Genomic DNA, 17324 nt, shown 5'->3' with positions numbered 1-17324 from the left:
CAACATGGAAATGAACGTCGAAACGAATTCCTCTCCTACAGCGCAAAAGCCAAGTAAACAAACCGGCTGGCGCATTTGGTGGAGTTTATTACGTCCCCATACATTAACAGCAGCTTTCGTTCCTGTTTTCATCGGAACAACTTATGCAATGCAGGTCGGAGGTATAAATCAAATACATCTTCCTCTTTTCTTTATGATGCTTCTTGCTTGCCTTCTCATTCAAGCAGCAACGAACATGTTTAATGAATACTTTGATTATAAAAGAGGACTCGATCATGAAGGTTCAGTTGGAATTGGCGGTGCTATCGTCCGCGATGGCATTAAACCAAAAACCGTGCTTAACTTAGCATTCGGATTTTTAGGCATCGCAACGCTATTAGGTGTTTATATTTGTATGAACTCTAGCTGGTGGCTTGCTGCGATTGGTCTTGTTTGTATGGCCGTTGCTTACCTTTACACTGGTGGCCCCATTCCAATTGCGTACACACCATTTGGAGAGCTAACAGCAGGATTATTTATGGGTGTCATTATTATTGGTATTTCATTCTTTATCCAAACAGGAGCAGTAACATCAGAAGTGATTTTACTATCTATCCCAAGCTCCATTTTAATTGGTGCGATTTTACTATCTAACAACATTCGTGATTTAGATGGTGATAAAGAAAATGGCCGTAAAACATTGGCAATTCTCGTTGGACGCGAAAGAGCAGTTGGTGTACTTGCTTCTATGTTCATCGTTTCCTACATTTGGACAATCGCTTTAATCATCGTTAACATCGTATCACCATGGATGCTTATCGTATTCTTAAGTGCACCGAAAGCATTTAAAGCGACGAAAGGCTTTATCGGCAAAAGCATTCCAATGGAAATGGTACCTGCGATGATTTCAACAGCAAAAACAAATACAATTTTCGGTCTCCTAATGGGAATCGGATTATTACTTGGATATTTCCTATAGAAAGGAGCTGCTTACGCAGCTCCTTTTTTCATATACCAACTTCCCGGCTGAAATTCATCTCATAATTCCTACTCTCAACGCTCATACTATGTAAAGAAACTGAATTGTAGGAAGGTGGACGACTATGTTAACTCCACAACAAATAAATCAATTTAAATCTATTTTAGAAAAACAACAGCAAGAAGTCGAACAAACGATACAAACTCATGAAAATGAAAACCGTGCATCTGAACGTGATTCAGTAGGAGAATTGTCTAGCTATGACAACCATCCAGGTGATATGGCTACAGAATTGTACGAACGTGAGAAAGATTTCGGACTCATCGAATTTTGGCATAAACAGTTAGAAGATACGAAACATGCTCTGCAAAAAATTGAAGCTGGTACGTACGGAATTTGCGAAGTGTCTGGTGAGGAAATTCCATTTGAAAGATTAGAAGCAATGCCAACTGCTACAACGTGTATTCAGCACACTACAAATAAATTAGATATGAACACGCGCCCAGTTGAAGAAGAGGTGCTAGCTCCTTCGTTTCACAAGCACGACGAAGATCATTCTGTTGAATACGATGCTGAAGATGCTTGGCAAGACGTCGCAAATTACGGAACATCAGAAACACCATCCGATTTAGAAAGACAGGATTCAAAAAACTATAATGGAATGTACGTAAATAGTGAAGAAAATGTTGGTTATGTAGAGGATTTCGAAAACTTTATCGGAACAGATATGTATGGAAAAAACCCACAAGTTTTCGCTACAGAGGAACATGAAGAATATGAACAATTGCTTGATGATTTTGAAGAACGCACCTTTAAAGGTGAATTATCTTCAGATGAGTCTGGTTCTAAAGCATAAAAAAAGCATTCCGAAGTTCGGAATGCTTTTTTTCGCTAGCTAATTAGTTTTTTGTAACGTTAGCTGCTTGTGGTCCGCGGTTTCCATCAACGATTTCGAAAGAAACTTCTTGACCTTCTTCTAAAGTTTTGAAGCCGTCGCCTTGAATAGCTGAGAAATGTACGAATACGTCTTCTCCGCCTTCAACTTCGATGAAGCCAAAACCTTTTTCGCCGTTAAACCATTTAACTTTACCTGTTTGCATGTCATGTACCTCCTAAATAAAAATGAAACTATGAATCCACATGAAAAGGTGGATATAAAGGACATGAATGTATAACAAGCTTACAGCCTTTAATACAACGTGCTTTATTTCCGTACCACATTATGTAGCTCAATAGTGTTTTCACTATATCACGCTATATCCAAAACGTCAAATGAGAATACTTTCATCCTATCATTTTTATAATCCTAGTATAATCTTAAATTTCCATTCTATTTTTATTCAAAAATTAACAAAACTACAGTATTTTAATTCCTTTGATTTCTGTACAATATAATTACTACATATGATGAGGTGAAAACATGCAAGCACATGAAATCGAGTATAAATTATATGGCGATGATATGCAGTTTGTTGAAATTGAATTAGATCCAGAAGAAAGCGTTATCGCTGAGGCTGGCGCAATGATGATGATGGAAGATCATATCGAAATGGAAACGATTTTCGGTGATGGTTCTGGACCATCTAGTGGTCTATTTGGGAAATTAATGGGCGCAGGTAAACGTCTCGTTACGGGTGAAAGTATGTTTATGACTGTATTTACAAATACAGGTCATGGCAAACGACACGTATCATTCGCCGCTCCTTATCCTGGAAAAATTATTCCTGTTGATTTAACAGAATATCAAGGGAAAGTAGTCTGCCAAAAAGATGCATTTCTTTGTGCAGCAAAAGGTGTTTCTATCGGAATCGAATTTACAAAGAAAATTGGAACTGGTTTCTTCGGTGGTGAAGGTTTCATCATGCAGAAACTTGAAGGTGACGGACTCGCTTTCATGCACGCAGGTGGAACAGTATATAAGCGTGAATTAAAACCTGGTGAAAAACTTCGCATTGATACAGGTTGTCTCGTTGCAATGACGAAAGATGTTAACTACGATGTCGAGTTCGTTGGAAAAGTAAAAACAGCTCTATTTGGTGGCGAAGGTTTATTCTTCGCAACGTTAGAAGGTCCTGGAACAGTTTGGATTCAGTCCTTAACACTTAGCCGCTTAGCAGCACGCCTTACAAGCCCAGCAGCTCAAAATAGCGGTGAAGGCAGCGTTTTAGGCGGAATTGGTCGCCTTTTAGATGGGAAAGAGTAAAACACTAAAACAGATAGTCCCCTTCATAGGGAACTATCTGTTTCTTTTGGACTGTATAAACCATTTTGAATCATATAATATTCCATCACTTCATTAAGCCATAGCTCTTCCTCCACTGTATAAGGAGAGGGCATTATCTTATTATATTGTTCTTCTATATCCTCTATTTTTTCACTTAAAGAATACATCGTTTCTTCTCCGACATACTTAAGGGTTGCCTTCATATGCTGATCGGCAAGCTTTTGTACTTCTGGATCATCAACATTTTTTCCAAATAGCCTTTTTACTTCTTTTGATAAGCGGACAAACTCTTTATCTAGTTCTATCATCTCTTCTTCAGGCTTATTATATAATCCATCAACCATTTCCTTCGGTATATATTCTTCCAGCCATAAGCGTTGTTCGTTTTCTTTTTGAATACTGTTAATTAGACTCATTAATATGCCACTATCTACCTGCTCTTCTTCTTCAAGACATATTATCGTTCTTTCAATTGCTGTTATCGAAACTTCAATTTGTTTTTTCTTTTCTTCAAAAGCTGCTCTTTGGTTTTGCAATGTTTCTTTTAAACTTATATTCAAACTTTTCATATTGAGCATGACACGAATTTCTTCTAAACTATATCCTAATATTTTTAGACTCACTATTTTTTGAAGCTCTAATATATTTCGATCTTTATATACACGGTGTCCTGAACTCATATTTTTTTCAGGTTTAAGCAATCCAATTCCATCGTAATACTGTAGTGTCCGTATTGATGTGCCTGTTCTCTTTGAAAACTCACCAATTGAATAGCCTTCCTTTTCGCTCATCCTACATTCCTCCTAACAATATGTTTACAAAAATCATACTCCCTCACGTAACTGTAGGTTCAAGCCTTTTTTCAAAAGAATGAATCAAGTCCCTCACTGCATATATTGAACTATACCTTTTCTTAAGGAGGGCTTTCTTGATGCGTACTCCTTTATCCTTTGATAAAGATACTGCCATATTGTTAGCATCTTGCTGCGATCTAACGTATGAACAATATAAACAAAATGGGATTTTTGAAATACCTGATGGATTCCAATATGTACAAGGCTTTCAAGGAAAAGCAATTCAAACGATGGAATGGTTTGGATTCATATTAGAATCTGAGGATACAATCATTGTAGCTTTTAGGGGCACACAAACAGATACAGATTGGATTATCGATTCACTCGTCAACCAAAGGCCATACCCATACGCTTTAAATAGCGGAAATGTCCATAACGGCTTTCTTTCAATTTATGAATCTTGCCGGGATCCTATTATGGATATGCTCGTGTCATTACCAGCCCATAAGAAACTTCTTGCAACAGGCCATAGCTTAGGAGGTGCACTCGCTACACTACACATACTAGATGCCCGTATAAATACTGCCTTCGCACAGTACGGTCTTTATACATTCGCCTCTCCAAAAGTTGGAGATATTGCCTTTCGAAATTATTATAAACTGCAAGTAGCTAGTAGCTTTCGTTTCGTCAACTTATTCGATGTCGTTCCGCTTCTCCCTCCAAGAAATGTCCATTTTAATGAGAAAGACTGGGAATATGCACACGTCCATCACAACATGACATTTACGAAAAATACAAAATCCATTACGAATAATCATTCCATTACAACATACAAAACATGTCTGACCTCTCATTTTTAACCAGTAAACAATTGGAAAATAAACATTTGTATACTATAATAATCTATGAAATTACTTTCGGATGAGGGGACCTTACATGCTAAAATTTATCTTTGCACTTTTTCTTATAATAATTTTTTCGTTTACAGGTTTCTTTACATTTTCATACTTTGCGACAGGGGAATATGACGGAACAGGTATAATATATACCGCTATCCCATTTCTTTCTTAAGCAACATAAGTAAAACGAGCTTAATCTCATTAAGCTCGTTTTATTTTTCTAAGCAAACGTATCCCTGTTTTAAAATTGAACAAATAAAAGCCCCTTCAAAAGGGGCTTTTATCTAAAAAAGTTTAACAGTATTACCAATACCCCAAATTTCATTACTGTACTGCAAAATTGTTCGATCACTCGCAAAATGCCCAGATTGTGCAATGTTCAAAATCGACATTTCCAGCCATTTCTTCCTATTTTCATAGGCCCTTCCGACAGCTTCTTGTCTTTCAGCATATGGGCTAAAATCTCGAAGAACGAAGTATTCATCATTTTGAATAACGAGAGAATCATAAATCGCTTCAAATTCAGCTCCCGACTGTGCAAAGAAACCATTCGTTAACTGATCTACTACTTTTTTAATGTGCATATTGTGGTGGTAATAGTCACTTGCACGATATCCACCATTTTGGTAGTAATGAAGAACCTCATCCGCTGTTAAGCCGAAAATGAAGCAGGCATCATCACCGACCCGGTCTTTTATTTCAATATTAGCTCCATCTAACGTTCCGAGTGTAATTGCACCATTCATCATGAATTTCATGTTACCTGTTCCCGATGCTTCTTTACTCGCAGTTGAAATTTGTTCACTTACATCTGCCGCCGGGAATATATCTTCCGCTAAAGAAACTCGGTAGTTTTCTAGAAAGATAACTTTCATAAATTGACTTACGTACGGATCGGTATTCACCTTTCTTGCAAGCTCATTTATTAATTTAATAATTTTCTTCGCATAATAATAGCCAGGTGATGCTTTAGCCCCAAAAATAAAAGTACGCGGGTAAAATGAAAAACTAGTATCCTCTTTTAAACGATTATACAAGTACAAAATATGAAAAACATTTAATAACTGTCGTTTATAGGCATGTAGCCTTTTCACTTGCACATCAAAAATAGAATTTGGATCAATAGTGATCCCCATTTTATTATGAATGCGCTCCGCTAAAATAATCTTACGCTCTTGTTTTACCCCTGCAAGCCTTTCTTGAAAACTAGTATCATATATGAAGTTTTGCAGTGCTTGCAGCTTAATTGGCTCTTTCTTCCACTCTTCACCAATCGCTTCCGAAATAAGATTCGTCAGCTGCGGATTCGCCTTCATTAGCCAGCGCCTATGAGCAATTCCATTCGTTTTATTATTAAACTTATCTGGATAAAATTCATAGAACAATCGCATTTCACGCTGCTTTAAAATTTCCGTATGAATTTTCGCCACACCGTTAACGCTATGGCTACCAACAATCGCTAAATGAGCCATTTTCACAAGGTCATGCGCAATAATGGCCATGTCCTCAATGCGCTTCCAATCGTACGAATAACGGTCCCAAAGCTCATGACAGAAACGTTCATTAATTTCTTCAATAATCATATAAATTCTCGGTAATAACGGTTTAAAAATGTGAATTGGCCATTTCTCAAGCGCTTCTGATAACGTTGTATGATTCGTATAGGAAATCGTCTGCGTTGTTATGTGCCAAGCTTCTTCCCATGTCAATTTTTCTTCGTCTAATAAAATACGCATAAGTTCTGGAATTGCTAGAACCGGATGTGTATCGTTTATATGAATCGCAATTTTTTCATGTAACTGACGAAGACTACCGTATCTCTCCCTATGCATACGAACGATATTTTGCAAACTTGCTGATACGAGGAAATACTGTTGTTTTAAACGAAGTATTTTCCCCTCATCATGCGTATCATCTGGATATAAAAACTCCGATACGGCCTCTGTTTCACGCTTATATTTCAAAATATCTTTACAATTTTGCGGGAAAGGAACTGGCTCCGCATTCCAAAGCCGAAGCGTATTTACAGTACTTGTTTCATACCCTACAACTGGAACGTCATATGGTACTGCCATAATAACTTCTGCATTTGTATGTCTGAACTCTAAACGTCCATCAATTTCTAGTGGTTCAACGTTTCCAAAATAACTTACTTCTACGGCTTGGTCATACCTTCTTACTTCCCAAACGTTTTCATGAAGAAGCCACTGTTCTGGAAATTCTACTTGATAGCCGTCAACAATTTTTTGATCAAACAGGCCATGCTTATAACGAATACCACAGCCATGTCCTGGTAAGTTTAAAGAAGCGAGTGAATCGAGGAAACAGGCTGCTAAACGTCCAAGGCCACCATTACCAAGGCCAGCATCTGCTTCACTCTCTTCTAACTCGTGCAAAGAAATTCCAAGTTCAGAAAGCCCCTTTTCACATACATCTCGAATGCCTAAATTTAATATGTTACTGCCTAGCAAACGCCCAAGCAAAAACTCAATGGATAAATAATACATTTGCTTTTGATCTCCAGAACGATAACTTTCATTCGTTGCAATCCATTGACTATTCATATACTCACGTACCATATGACCAAGCGTATTATACTGATCACGAGTTGTAGAATCTTTGAAACTTTTCCCATACATCATTTCTAATTTTTCTAGAAAAGCGGATTTGAAGCTTTCAACATGAGTAAACATTTTTTCACCACCTCAATGTTATTCCATGAGACTTTTATACAATTTCTTGTATGCAAGAGCAGATTTCCCCCAGCTATAATCTTCAGTCATCGCTTGCTTTACAAGCTTATCCCATACCGGTTTATCTTGATAAAACTCAATTGCACGAAGAATCGTATGTAACATGTCATGCGCATTAAAATTCGTAAAGCTAAAGCCATTCCCAATTCCAGTGTCCTCATCGTAAGAATGTACAGTATCATTTAATCCGCCTGTTTCTCTTACAATTGGAATCGTGCCATATGCTAGCGCAATAAGTTGTCCAAGTCCACACGGTTCAAACAGCGATGGCATTAAAAACAAATCGCTTCCCGCATACACTTGGTGCGCTAACGCTTCATTAAATCCAATATATACTTTTACCTTTTCTGGATACTCGTATGCCATCCATTCAAAGAACTGCTCGTATTCAGAATCGCCTGACCCTAAAATAATACATTGTACATCTTCTTCCATTATTTCACGGAATACAGTACGTACTAGATCAAGCCCCTTTTGCTTCGTTAATCGTGTTACCATCGAAATAACTGGTGTATCTTCTTTTTCTGGTAAACCAAAATAACGCTGCAATGCGCGTTTATTTTCATTCTTTTCATCTAGCGACTCTGCACTATACTGAGCCGTAATATATGGATCTGTTTCTGGATTATATACGCTCGTATCAATTCCATTTACAATGCCACTAAGCTTATCATTATATTCTCTTAGCAATCCATCTAACTTCTCACCGAAAAACTCATATTGAATCTCTTCTTTATATGTCGGGCTAACCGCTGTAATTTGGTCAGATGCGATAATACCGCCTTTCATAAAGTTCACGTTTCCATAAAACTCAAGCTGTTCACTATGAAAATATTCATGACCAAGCTCCAGTAAGTCGTACATCACTTCAGGAGGAAATACACCTTGGAACTGCAAGTTATGAATCGTATATACCGTTTTAATATGCTCATATAACGGGTTATCTTGATACTTTTCACGAAGTAAGAAATTAACCATAGCTGTATGCCAATCATGGCTATGAAGAACATCTACTTCGAAATCAAGATGCGGAATACACTCTAAAACTGCTTTTGAAAAATAAGAAAAACGCTCCCCATCATCATAATGGCCATATAGAGAATCTCTCTTAAAATAATATTCATTATCGATTAAGTAATACGTAATCCCATCCTGCTCACCTTTTAAAATCCCGCAATATTGGTTTCTCCATCCAAGAGGAACGTTAATTACTTTATGAAGCGTACATCCTTCTCTTAGCTCTTTCGGGATAAGACTGTAGTTTGGAAGTATAATGCGAACATTCACTCCTAATTTTTTTAATTCTTTTGGGAGCGCGCCTGCTACATCAGCTAGACCTCCGGATTTAATAAACGGTACACATTCTGATACTGCAAATAAAATATTCACCTGTTGTTCCACTGCACGAAAAGCGTATACATCATAAATCGCTCTTCTTACAGCTTCCTCCCTTCACGTTTTCATATAGAGTAAAACCTTAATTAGTGGGGGTTTTCTAAATCCCCCACTAATTATGCACCTGCTATTTACGAATAACTATTGATTGTACTATTTTGTACACTACCTTTTTCTACAACATATGGCTCATCAGCATTTCCTTTTAACACTACGCCGTCGCCAAGTTTCACATCTTTATCAATAATAACACCGTCTATTATGCAATTATCTCCAATTTGGCTCTTTTGCATAATAATACTATTACGAACAATTGAACCTTTTCCAATTTTAACAGAACGGGAGACAACACTATTTTCTACTTCACCTTCAATAATACTGCCGTTTGCAATCATCGTATTTTTCACTACTGCACCCTTCATATAACGAGTTGGTGGCTCATTTTTCACTTTCGTAAAGATTGGTGCTTCTTTCTTAAATAATTGCTTCCAAATAGAAGGCTGCAAAATTTCTAGGCTATGTTTATAGTAACTTTCAATAGAATCAATAATAGCTACATATCCTGTATGCTCGTACGTAGTAATATGCAGTGATTTCCCGCTCTTTTCTCTCACTACATCAAATAAACTGTATTGCTCCACATCTTTATATGTCTCAAATAAGTCTAGCAATAATTGTTTCTTTAACACATATGTTTGAAGCGAAACCCCTTCATGACAAACTTCAGTAATATCTGCAGACGTATGTATATGTCGCTCTAACACCGCTTGAAAGTTTAACGCTGTTACAAGATGGCTATTCGTAATAACAACATATTCTTCTCTGCTTCTTAGAAAATAATCAATATGTCTTCTAAAATGTGCAAAAGATCCAAATTCGTCATGATCACATTGGCAGTTCGGTGGGAATAAAAACAGTCCATCACGCTTTCTATCTAAATCCCACTGTTTTCCTGAACCGACATGATCCATTAAAGAACGATTTTTATGACTTGTAAAAACCGCCACGCTATGAATATTAGAATTCACCATATTTGAAAGCATGAAATCAATGAGGCGGTAACGGCCTCCAAACGGTAACGCCGCTAATGAACGATGCCCTGTTACTTTCTTTAAGGAAGGAAAACTTCCGGTTGCATTAATAATTCCTAACATTTTTTCTCCCATTCATTTCATCCCCCTTTTCTATTTTCCTTCAGCAATTAGTACTACATCATCAACATTTTTTTCTGGACGAATTATTGTCCCATCTTCAATAACCATTTCCGATCCAACGATCGCTCTTTCAATCACAACGTTTTTACCAATCTTTGCCCCCGGCATAACGACAGAATCGATTACCATACTACCTTCTTCCACCGTCACTCCTTGGAATAAAACAGAATGCTTCACGTCCCCTTCGATGACGCATCCTTCATTAATAAGTGACTCTTCTACTTTTGCTTGTTCTGCAATATATTGAGGCGGCTCGTTTGGATTTACAGAATAAATGCGCCAATTACGATCGTTCAAGTTCAACGATGTTTCATCGCGAAGTAAATCCATATTCGCTTCCCATAAGCTTTTCACCGTTCCAACATCTTTCCAATATCCTTCAAACGGATACGCCATCAACTTCTTCCCTTCATCTAACAAGAGCGGAAGTACATCTTTTCCGAAGTCATTACTAGATTCAGGGTTTCTTGCATCCATCTCTAAATATTCTTTTAGAATAGCCCAGTTAAAAATATAAATTCCCATTGATGCAAGATTACTTCTTGGAAATTGTGGTTTCTCCTCAAATTCAACAACTTCCATCTCTTCATTTGTATTCATAATGCCAAAGCGACTTGCTTCATCCCACGGCACTTCAATAACAGAAATCGAAACGTCCGCCTCTTTCTCAATGTGGTAATCTAGCATTTTGCTGTAATCCATTTTATAAATATGATCGCCTGATAAAATAAGGACATATTCTGGTTCATACTGACTTAAATAGTTTAAGTTTTGATAAATAGCACTTGCCGTACCTGTATACCACTTCACACCTGAAGACTCCGCATAAGGGGGTAACACAGTGACTCCACCGTTTACACGATCAAGATCCCAAGCGTTTCCGATTCCAATATAATTATGAAGTTCTAGCGGTTGATATTGTGTTAAAATCCCCACCGTTTCAATACCGGAGTTTGCACAGTTACTTAACGTAAAATCAATAATGCGATATTTACCACCAAATGGAACAGCTGGCTTGGCTAAATTTTTTGTTAATGCACTTAAACGACTACCTTTTCCCCCTGCTAGTAACATTGCTACGCACTTTTGTTTTTGAGCCATCTTGTTTTTTGCTCCCCTTTCTCGTCTTCACTGGTCGTAATATGGATACGCCAAATGGTGGGATTGTAATTTCTACATGTGCCGCTTGATTATGATATGGCTCTAGAATCGTCTTGAGACGTTTCTTATTAACTTGCCCCGATCCGCCATATTGCACCGCGTCACTGTTTAAAATTTCGTTATAATACTCGAAATCTGGTACACCTACTTTATAGTTTTCATATGTAGCTTTCGTAAAATTACATACGACAACTAACGCATCTTCCTGATTATCCCCTTGGCGGATAAACGAGAAAATACTTTGCTCATTATTATTAGCATCAATCCACTGAAATCCTTCAGACGAGTGATCTAACTGCCAAAGTGGTTTTGAGCGCTTATACAATGCTATGAGCTCTTTAAAGTAATCATGCATGTAACGATGCATTTCAAAATCATGTAAATTCCAATCTAAATCTTCAAGGTCTTTCCACTCATCAAATTGCCCGAATTCTCCACCCATAAAGAGTAATTTCTTACCTGGATGAGTAAAGAAATATCCATATAATAAACGAAGTTGGGCGAACTTATCCCAGTAATCTCCCGGCATTTTATTTAATAACGACTTTTTCCCATGAACGACTTCATCATGAGAAAGCGGCAATATGAAGTTTTCAGAGTGAGCATATATTAAAGAGAATGTCATTTTCTCATGAATGTATTTCCGGTACTCTGGCGCACATTCCATATATTTCAGCACGTCATTCATCCAACCCATATTCCATTTATAATTGAATCCAAGTCCACCCTCGTATGTTGGAGCTGTTACAAGTGGCCAAGCTGTTGAATCTTCTGCTGTCATAAGAAACTCTTCATCTTCTGCAAACACAGCTTCATTTAACTCTCGTAAGAACGAAACAGCGTGTTCATTGCTTTGCTCTTTTCCTTCTTTATTCCAGTACAGCATATTCGCAACTGCATCTACTCTGAAACCATCAATATGGAAATATCTCATCCAAAATAACGCATTTGAAATTAAGAAATTACGTACTTCTCTCTTCCCTAAATCAAAATTAACAGTTCCCCATACCTGGTTTTCTTGTACATCTATATCTTTATATTCATAAGTCGGTGCCCCATCAAACAAATATAAACCGTGAGCATCTTTACAAAAATGCCCCGGTACCCAATCTAAAATGACACCGATTCCATATTTATGACATTCATCGACAAAATACATCAAATCATGTGGCGTGCCGAATCTACTTGTAGCTGCATAATATCCCGTTCCTTGATATCCCCAAGAACGATCATATGGATGCTCAACAAGCGGCATAATTTCAATATGTGTAAATTGATGTTCCACCACATACGGAATGAGCTCCTCAGCCATTTCTCTGTAAGAATACAGAGCGCCATCTTCTTTCTTTTTCCAAGAACCGAAATGTAATTCATAAACTGTCATCGCTTCTTTATAAATCGATTTTTTCTTTCTCTTACGAATCCAGTTTTTATCATTCCATTCATATCCCTCTATATCAAAAACTACAGATGCCGTATTTGGTCGTACTTCTGCATATACTGCGTAAGGATCTGCTTTTAAAATAACGTCACCGTTCATCGTTTCAATCGCATACTTATATATCTCATTCTCTTCAATATGCGGTGCAAACAAGGACCAAATCCCCTCTTCTGTCACTTGTAGCATCTTATGTTGCTTATAATCCCATTCATTAAAATCCCCAACAACACTCATTGCTTTCGCATGAGGAGCCCATACTGTGAATCGTACCCCTTGCATCCCATCTTCCGTCACAATATGTGCCCCAAAGATGTTATAACTGTCATAGTACTTTTCTGTATGAAACTCATCTCGTTTCACTTCTTCACAATTTATTACATCCAATATGTTCACCTCACTAAGATGACAGAAATTTTTTACTCTTTATCATTTCTGCAAAAAACTGAAATATCCTTGTTGTTTTTTAAAAAATATTCGTTTTTTTCTTTAATTTCACTTAAAATGTTTACATTTATCGTGTAAAATATCGAATTTTGACGAATATTCATTGCAAACGCTTTATTTCCCTTACTATTTCTCGCCCTTCATTTTTGCTCAATATTTATTTTATTAGTTTCTCTCCATTTTTCACGCTATTTCTCACGTAAAATACAAGCGAAATAATCTATTGTTTAAAAATATTTCTCAACATTTTTTGTCACAAATTTTATCATTTCCCGACGGAAAACTCCCACCTCAAGGAATAGGTAGGACATGGTTTAATGAGTATGCGGGAGATGAATGGCGTTTAGGAAAAATTGCCACAAGGTTAACTCCTAAAGAATAAAGTGAAACTCTGCTCGCAATTAGTGGGATAACGCACAAAAGCACTCTATTCAAAAATAGAGTGCTTTTTTCTATAAACGACCCTTATCCAGCAAAAGGGGTATATTGGGGATATACAAGGGAAACCGGAAAAGGAATTTATATTAATTTATATAAATTTATATAAATTCAGAGGTAGGAAGCAGTTTCCCGCCTCTGAATTATTTAGCAATTATTATAGTACTGGTGCCATTGTTTCTTTTAATACTTTTACAGAATGAGCGAATTTCGCTTTTTCTTCTTCGTTTAATTCAAGTTCTACGATTTCACGTACACCTTCGCGGTTAATAACAGCTGGAACACCTACGTAAGCATCTTTCTCACCATATTGACCTTCAAGGTATGCAGATACAGTTAATACGCTGTTCTCGTTGCTTAAGATCGCTTTAGTTACACGAAGTAGTGACATACCGATTCCGTAGTAAGTTGCGCCTTTACGCTCGATAATATGGTAAGCTGCATCACGTACATTTTCAAAGATTTTATCTAAATCTTCTTGGTTATACTGTTCGTTGTTCGCTAAGATTGTTTCTAGTTTTTGTACACCTACAGTAGCGTGGCTCCATACTGGAAGTTCAGTATCACCGTGCTCACCAACGATGTAAGCATGAACGTTACGTGGATCTACATCTAAGTAGTCACCTAACATGTAACGGAAACGAGCAGAGTCTAAAGTTGTACCAGAACCAATTACGCGCTCTTTTGGCAAGCCAGATTCTTTCCAAGTTACGTAAGTTAAAATATCAACTGGGTTTGTTGCGATTAAGAAGATTCCATCGAATCCGCTATCCATAATACTGCGAACGATTTGTTTAAAGATCTTTGTATTTTTCTCAACTAAGTCTAAACGAGTTTCGCCTGGCTTTTGTGGTAATCCAGCAGTGATAACAACTAGATCTGCATCTTTACAATCTGCATAGCTACCGCTCCAAACTTTTGTTGGTGCTGGAGAGAATGGTACCGCATGGCTTAAGTCCATTGCTTCCCCTTCTGCTTTTGCTTCATTAACATCTACAAGTACGAATTCTTCAGCTACACCTTGGTTGATCATTGAGTAAGCGTAACTACAGCCTACAGCTCCTGTTCCTACTAATACTACGCGATTGATACCTTTTTTCATGTTAATTTCCCCTTTCAATTGTTTACATCTATTTTTTATTATTGTTTAAGTAAGTAATTAAAATACTAATTTAATGTTGTTTAACTTCTTTACATTCATATTGTAGCACGGATTATTGTGAATTACTTCACAAATTATGACCTATTTGTGAACTTTTTCACATAGAGTGTAAACTTATCAGGTTAGGTGTGGAATCCATACCAATTTAGGGATTTTGATTAGATTGTGAACGAGTTTTTCTTACACATACCTCGGTAAGTGAAATTATATCGACGATTTTCTGAATATATCGACCATAACTCCAAATATATCAGCGATTTTTTAAATATATCGACCGTAACTCAAATTATATCAGCGATTTTTGCAATATATCGACTTACCGACAAAACCCGACAACATTAGCCCCATAAAAAAAGCAGACTATCCAAAGTCCACTTTTATACAACAAAAAAGAGATAGCAGATTATGCTATCTCTTTTAGTATGACCCGTACGGGATTCGAACCCGTGTTACCGCCGTGAAAGGGCGGTGTCTTAACCACTTGACCAACGGGCCAAAATATGGCAGAGAAGAAGGGATTCGAACCCTCGCACCGCGTTCGCGATCTACTCCCTTAGCAGGGGAGCCCCTTGAGCCACTTGGGTACTTCTCTATAGTATGGCTCCGCAGGTAGGACTCGAACCTACGACCGATCGGTTAACAGCCGATAGCTCTACCACTGAGCTACTGCGGAATAATTATGGTGGGCCTAAATGGACTCGAACCATCGACCTCACGCTTATCAGGCGTGCGCTCTAACCAGCTGAGCTATAGGCCCATAAAAAGCGGGTGAAGAGAATCGAACTCTCGACCAGAGCTTGGAAGGCTCTTGTTTTACCACTAAACTACACCCGCATTAAATTAAAAATGGTGAGCCATGAAGGATTCGAACCTTCGACCCTCTGATTAAAAGTCAGATGCTCTACCAACTGAGCTAATGGCTCATTTTGAAAGTGGTGCCGGCTAGAGGACTTGAACCCCCAACCTACTGATTACAAGTCAGTTGCTCTACCAATTGAGCTAAGCCGGCTTGCGATTTCAAAATGGTGGCTCGGGACGGAATCGAACCGCCGACACGAGGATTTTCAGTCCTCTGCTCTACCGACTGAGCTACCGAGCCTTTATATAAAAAAATGGCGGTCCCGACCGGGGTCGAACCGGCGATCTCCTGCGTGACAGGCAGGCATGTTAACCACTACACCACGGGACCATTTGGTTGCGGGGACAGGATTTGAACCTGCGACCTTCGGGTTATGAGCCCGACGAGCTACCGTACTGCTCCACCCCGCGATGATATAATATTTAATTTAGAAAAAATGGAGGAGGTAGAGGGATTCGAACCCCCGCGCGACTCTCGCCGCCTGTCGGTTTTCAAGACCGATCCCTTCAGCCGAACTTGGGTATACCTCCGAGATATGAACTTTGAGTGGTGGACCTTGTAGGACTCGAACCTACGACCGGACGGTTATGAGCCGTCTGCTCTAACCAGCTGAGCTAAAGGTCCTTATGGTAGCGGCGGAGGGGATCGAACCCCCGACCTCACGGGTATGAACCGTACGCTCTAGCCAGCTGAGCTACACCGCCATAAGTGATATTCAAATAAGTGGAGCCTAGCGGGATCGAACCGCTGACCTCCTGCGTGCAAGGCAGGCGCTCTCCCAGCTGAGCTAAGGCCCCATATTTTGAAAAAATCGGGAAGACAGGATTTGAACCTGCGACCCCCTGGTCCCAAACCAGGTGCTCTACCAAGCTGAGCCACTTCCCGTTAATAAAAACGCGCCCGAGAGGAGTCGAACCCCTAACCTCTTGATCCGTAGTCAAACGCTCTATCCAATTGAGCTACGGGCGCATATGGTGCCGAGGGCGGGGGTCGAACCCGCACGGTGGTCACCCACCGCAGGATTTTAAGTCCTGTGCGTCTGCCTGTTCCGCCACCCCGGCATGTCATATTGGAAATTGGAGCGGAAGACGGGATTCGAACCCGCGACCCCAACCTTGGCAAGGTTGTATTCTACCACTGAACTACTTCCGCAAGACATGTATGAGTTATTTTATTAAAAGTGCGGGTGAAGGGAGTCGAACCCCCACGCCAAAGGCGCTAGATCCTAAGTCTAGTGCGTCTGCCAATTCCGCCACACCCGCATATTATATATTTCAAAAGAAAAAATGGGGCGACTGATGGGAATTGAACCCACGAGTGCCGGAGCCACAATCCGGTGCGTTAACCACTTCGCCACAACCGCCATGATTTTCTGGTGCCGACTAGAGGACTTGAACCCCCAACCTACTGATTACAAGTCAGTTGCTCTACCAATTGAGCTAAGTCGGCTAAATGGTGGAGGATGACGGGATCGAACCGCCGACCCCCTGCTTGTAAGGCAGGTGCTCTCCCAGCTGAGCTAATCCTCCGAATTGCCTGGCAACGTCCTACTCTCACAGGGACAAGGTCCCAACTACCATCG

The 17324-nt window shown here is 38.9% G+C and carries 12 protein-coding genes and 22 tRNA genes; 4 read left to right on the top strand and 30 right to left on the bottom strand.

What is annotated here, in order from left to right:
• Window positions 1-4: 4 nt before the first annotated feature.
• Both MKX77_RS00170 and MKX77_RS00165 read left to right on the top strand, forming a co-directional pair.
• Window positions 5-958, top strand: a complete 954-nt coding sequence (locus tag MKX77_RS00170) for a 1,4-dihydroxy-2-naphthoate polyprenyltransferase (protein WP_341305492.1) — start codon at window positions 5-7, stop codon at window positions 956-958.
• A 124-nt stretch (window positions 959-1082) separates the two neighbouring features.
• Entirely contained in the window at window positions 1083-1814 is a 732-nt protein-coding gene (locus MKX77_RS00165; protein WP_002145149.1) for a yteA family sporulation protein, read from the top strand.
• A 43-nt stretch (window positions 1815-1857) separates the two neighbouring features.
• Here MKX77_RS00165 and cspD read toward each other — a convergent pair whose 3' ends face one another.
• A complete protein-coding gene (cspD, locus tag MKX77_RS00160) occupies window positions 1858-2058 on the bottom strand; it encodes a cold-shock protein CspD (RefSeq protein WP_001193051.1) in 201 nt (66 codons plus the stop codon).
• A gap of 320 nt (window positions 2059-2378) precedes the next feature.
• On the opposite strand from cspD, the gene MKX77_RS00155 reads away from it, so the two are divergent.
• Entirely contained in the window at window positions 2379-3161 is a 783-nt protein-coding gene (locus tag MKX77_RS00155) for a TIGR00266 family protein (protein WP_341305491.1), read from the top strand.
• Between the two features lie 23 nt (window positions 3162-3184).
• Here MKX77_RS00155 and MKX77_RS00150 read toward each other — a convergent pair whose 3' ends face one another.
• The gene (locus MKX77_RS00150) at window positions 3185-3973 is read right to left on the bottom strand and encodes a MerR family transcriptional regulator (RefSeq protein WP_341305490.1); all 789 of its coding nucleotides are present in this window, start codon (window positions 3971-3973) and stop codon (window positions 3185-3187) included.
• A 140-nt stretch (window positions 3974-4113) separates the two neighbouring features.
• Between MKX77_RS00150 and MKX77_RS00145 the strand changes: the two genes are divergently transcribed.
• A complete protein-coding gene (locus MKX77_RS00145; RefSeq protein WP_002145144.1) occupies window positions 4114-4836 on the top strand; it encodes a lipase family protein in 723 nt (240 codons plus the stop codon).
• A gap of 323 nt (window positions 4837-5159) precedes the next feature.
• Here MKX77_RS00145 and glgP read toward each other — a convergent pair whose 3' ends face one another.
• From glgP to MKX77_RS00005, 28 genes are all read right to left on the bottom strand, one after another.
• Window positions 5160-7568: a glycogen phosphorylase gene (gene glgP, locus MKX77_RS00140; protein WP_341305489.1), complete on the bottom strand. Its 2409-nt coding sequence runs from the start codon at window positions 7566-7568 to the stop codon at window positions 5160-5162.
• 18 nt (window positions 7569-7586) lie between these two features.
• Window positions 7587-9017 (bottom strand): glycogen synthase GlgA, encoded by a 1431-nt coding sequence (glgA, locus tag MKX77_RS00135; protein ID WP_341305488.1) that lies wholly within the window; start codon window positions 9015-9017, stop codon window positions 7587-7589.
• A 137-nt stretch (window positions 9018-9154) separates the two neighbouring features.
• Window positions 9155-10189, bottom strand: coding sequence for a glucose-1-phosphate adenylyltransferase subunit GlgD (gene glgD / locus MKX77_RS00130; protein WP_215554580.1), 1035 nt, complete (start codon window positions 10187-10189; stop codon window positions 9155-9157).
• 18 nt (window positions 10190-10207) lie between these two features.
• Window positions 10208-11338 carry a glucose-1-phosphate adenylyltransferase gene (gene glgC / locus MKX77_RS00125; protein ID WP_000057600.1) on the bottom strand — a complete coding sequence of 377 codons (1131 nt, stop codon included), beginning with the start codon at window positions 11336-11338 and terminating at the stop codon, window positions 10208-10210.
• Window positions 11286-13223 (bottom strand): 1,4-alpha-glucan branching protein GlgB, encoded by a 1938-nt coding sequence (glgB, locus tag MKX77_RS00120; protein ID WP_341305487.1) that lies wholly within the window; start codon window positions 13221-13223, stop codon window positions 11286-11288. Before glgB ends, glgC begins: the two co-directional genes overlap by 53 nt.
• A gap of 655 nt (window positions 13224-13878) precedes the next feature.
• A complete protein-coding gene (locus tag MKX77_RS00115) occupies window positions 13879-14823 on the bottom strand; it encodes an L-lactate dehydrogenase (RefSeq protein WP_341305486.1) in 945 nt (314 codons plus the stop codon).
• A gap of 483 nt (window positions 14824-15306) precedes the next feature.
• Window positions 15307-15378, bottom strand: a tRNA-Glu gene (locus tag MKX77_RS00110).
• A 6-nt stretch (window positions 15379-15384) separates the two neighbouring features.
• Window positions 15385-15475: transfer RNA gene (locus MKX77_RS00105), tRNA-Ser, on the bottom strand.
• A 6-nt stretch (window positions 15476-15481) separates the two neighbouring features.
• Window positions 15482-15556, bottom strand: a tRNA-Asn gene (locus MKX77_RS00100).
• A gap of 7 nt (window positions 15557-15563) precedes the next feature.
• A tRNA-Ile gene (locus MKX77_RS00095) sits at window positions 15564-15640 on the bottom strand.
• A 6-nt stretch (window positions 15641-15646) separates the two neighbouring features.
• Window positions 15647-15717, bottom strand: a tRNA-Gly gene (locus tag MKX77_RS00090).
• A 13-nt stretch (window positions 15718-15730) separates the two neighbouring features.
• A tRNA-Lys gene (locus MKX77_RS00085) sits at window positions 15731-15806 on the bottom strand.
• 10 nt (window positions 15807-15816) lie between these two features.
• Window positions 15817-15892, bottom strand: a tRNA-Thr gene (locus MKX77_RS00080).
• Window positions 15893-15906: 14 nt separating this feature from the next.
• A tRNA-Phe gene (locus MKX77_RS00075) sits at window positions 15907-15982 on the bottom strand.
• Window positions 15983-15996: 14 nt separating this feature from the next.
• Window positions 15997-16072: transfer RNA gene (locus tag MKX77_RS00070), tRNA-Asp, on the bottom strand.
• Between the two features lie 3 nt (window positions 16073-16075).
• Window positions 16076-16152, bottom strand: a tRNA-Met gene (locus tag MKX77_RS00065).
• A gap of 27 nt (window positions 16153-16179) precedes the next feature.
• Window positions 16180-16272: transfer RNA gene (locus tag MKX77_RS00060), tRNA-Ser, on the bottom strand.
• Between the two features lie 17 nt (window positions 16273-16289).
• Window positions 16290-16366: transfer RNA gene (locus MKX77_RS00055), tRNA-Ile, on the bottom strand.
• Window positions 16367-16369: 3 nt separating this feature from the next.
• Window positions 16370-16446: transfer RNA gene (locus MKX77_RS00050), tRNA-Met, on the bottom strand.
• Window positions 16447-16466: 20 nt separating this feature from the next.
• A tRNA-Ala gene (locus MKX77_RS00045) sits at window positions 16467-16539 on the bottom strand.
• Window positions 16540-16553: 14 nt separating this feature from the next.
• Window positions 16554-16627, bottom strand: a tRNA-Pro gene (locus MKX77_RS00040).
• 10 nt (window positions 16628-16637) lie between these two features.
• Window positions 16638-16711, bottom strand: a tRNA-Arg gene (locus MKX77_RS00035).
• A 3-nt stretch (window positions 16712-16714) separates the two neighbouring features.
• A tRNA-Leu gene (locus MKX77_RS00030) sits at window positions 16715-16803 on the bottom strand.
• 16 nt (window positions 16804-16819) lie between these two features.
• Window positions 16820-16894, bottom strand: a tRNA-Gly gene (locus tag MKX77_RS00025).
• 29 nt (window positions 16895-16923) lie between these two features.
• Window positions 16924-17004: transfer RNA gene (locus tag MKX77_RS00020), tRNA-Leu, on the bottom strand.
• Between the two features lie 25 nt (window positions 17005-17029).
• Window positions 17030-17105 (bottom strand) — tRNA-His (locus MKX77_RS00015).
• 10 nt (window positions 17106-17115) lie between these two features.
• Window positions 17116-17191, bottom strand: a tRNA-Thr gene (locus tag MKX77_RS00010).
• A 4-nt stretch (window positions 17192-17195) separates the two neighbouring features.
• Window positions 17196-17271: transfer RNA gene (locus MKX77_RS00005), tRNA-Val, on the bottom strand.
• Window positions 17272-17324: the final 53 nt, after the last annotated feature.

Origin of the sequence: Bacillus sp. FSL R9-9410, from assembly GCF_038050385.1 — a bacterium.
Classification (GTDB): Bacteria; Bacillota; Bacilli; order Bacillales; family Bacillaceae_G; genus Bacillus_A; species Bacillus_A cereus_U.
Note: the sequence above shows the minus strand (reverse complement) of the source record. Positions and strands in the feature narration are given on the sequence as shown.

Coding starts and splice junctions, on each gene's coding strand:
- MKX77_RS00170 (WP_341305492.1), top strand. CDS start 5: ATGGAAATGAACGTCGAAACGAATTCCTCTCCTACAGCGCAAAAGCCA.
- MKX77_RS00165 (WP_002145149.1), top strand. CDS start 1,083: ATGTTAACTCCACAACAAATAAATCAATTTAAATCTATTTTAGAAAAA.
- cspD (WP_001193051.1), bottom strand. CDS start 2,058: ATGCAAACAGGTAAAGTTAAATGGTTTAACGGCGAAAAAGGTTTTGGC.
- MKX77_RS00155 (WP_341305491.1), top strand. CDS start 2,379: ATGCAAGCACATGAAATCGAGTATAAATTATATGGCGATGATATGCAG.
- MKX77_RS00150 (WP_341305490.1), bottom strand. CDS start 3,973: ATGAGCGAAAAGGAAGGCTATTCAATTGGTGAGTTTTCAAAGAGAACA.
- MKX77_RS00145 (WP_002145144.1), top strand. CDS start 4,114: ATGCGTACTCCTTTATCCTTTGATAAAGATACTGCCATATTGTTAGCA.
- glgP (WP_341305489.1), bottom strand. CDS start 7,568: ATGTTTACTCATGTTGAAAGCTTCAAATCCGCTTTTCTAGAAAAATTA.
- glgD (WP_215554580.1), bottom strand. CDS start 10,189: ATGGGAGAAAAAATGTTAGGAATTATTAATGCAACCGGAAGTTTTCCT.
- glgC (WP_000057600.1), bottom strand. CDS start 11,338: ATGGCTCAAAAACAAAAGTGCGTAGCAATGTTACTAGCAGGGGGAAAA.
- MKX77_RS00115 (WP_341305486.1), bottom strand. CDS start 14,823: ATGAAAAAAGGTATCAATCGCGTAGTATTAGTAGGAACAGGAGCTGTA.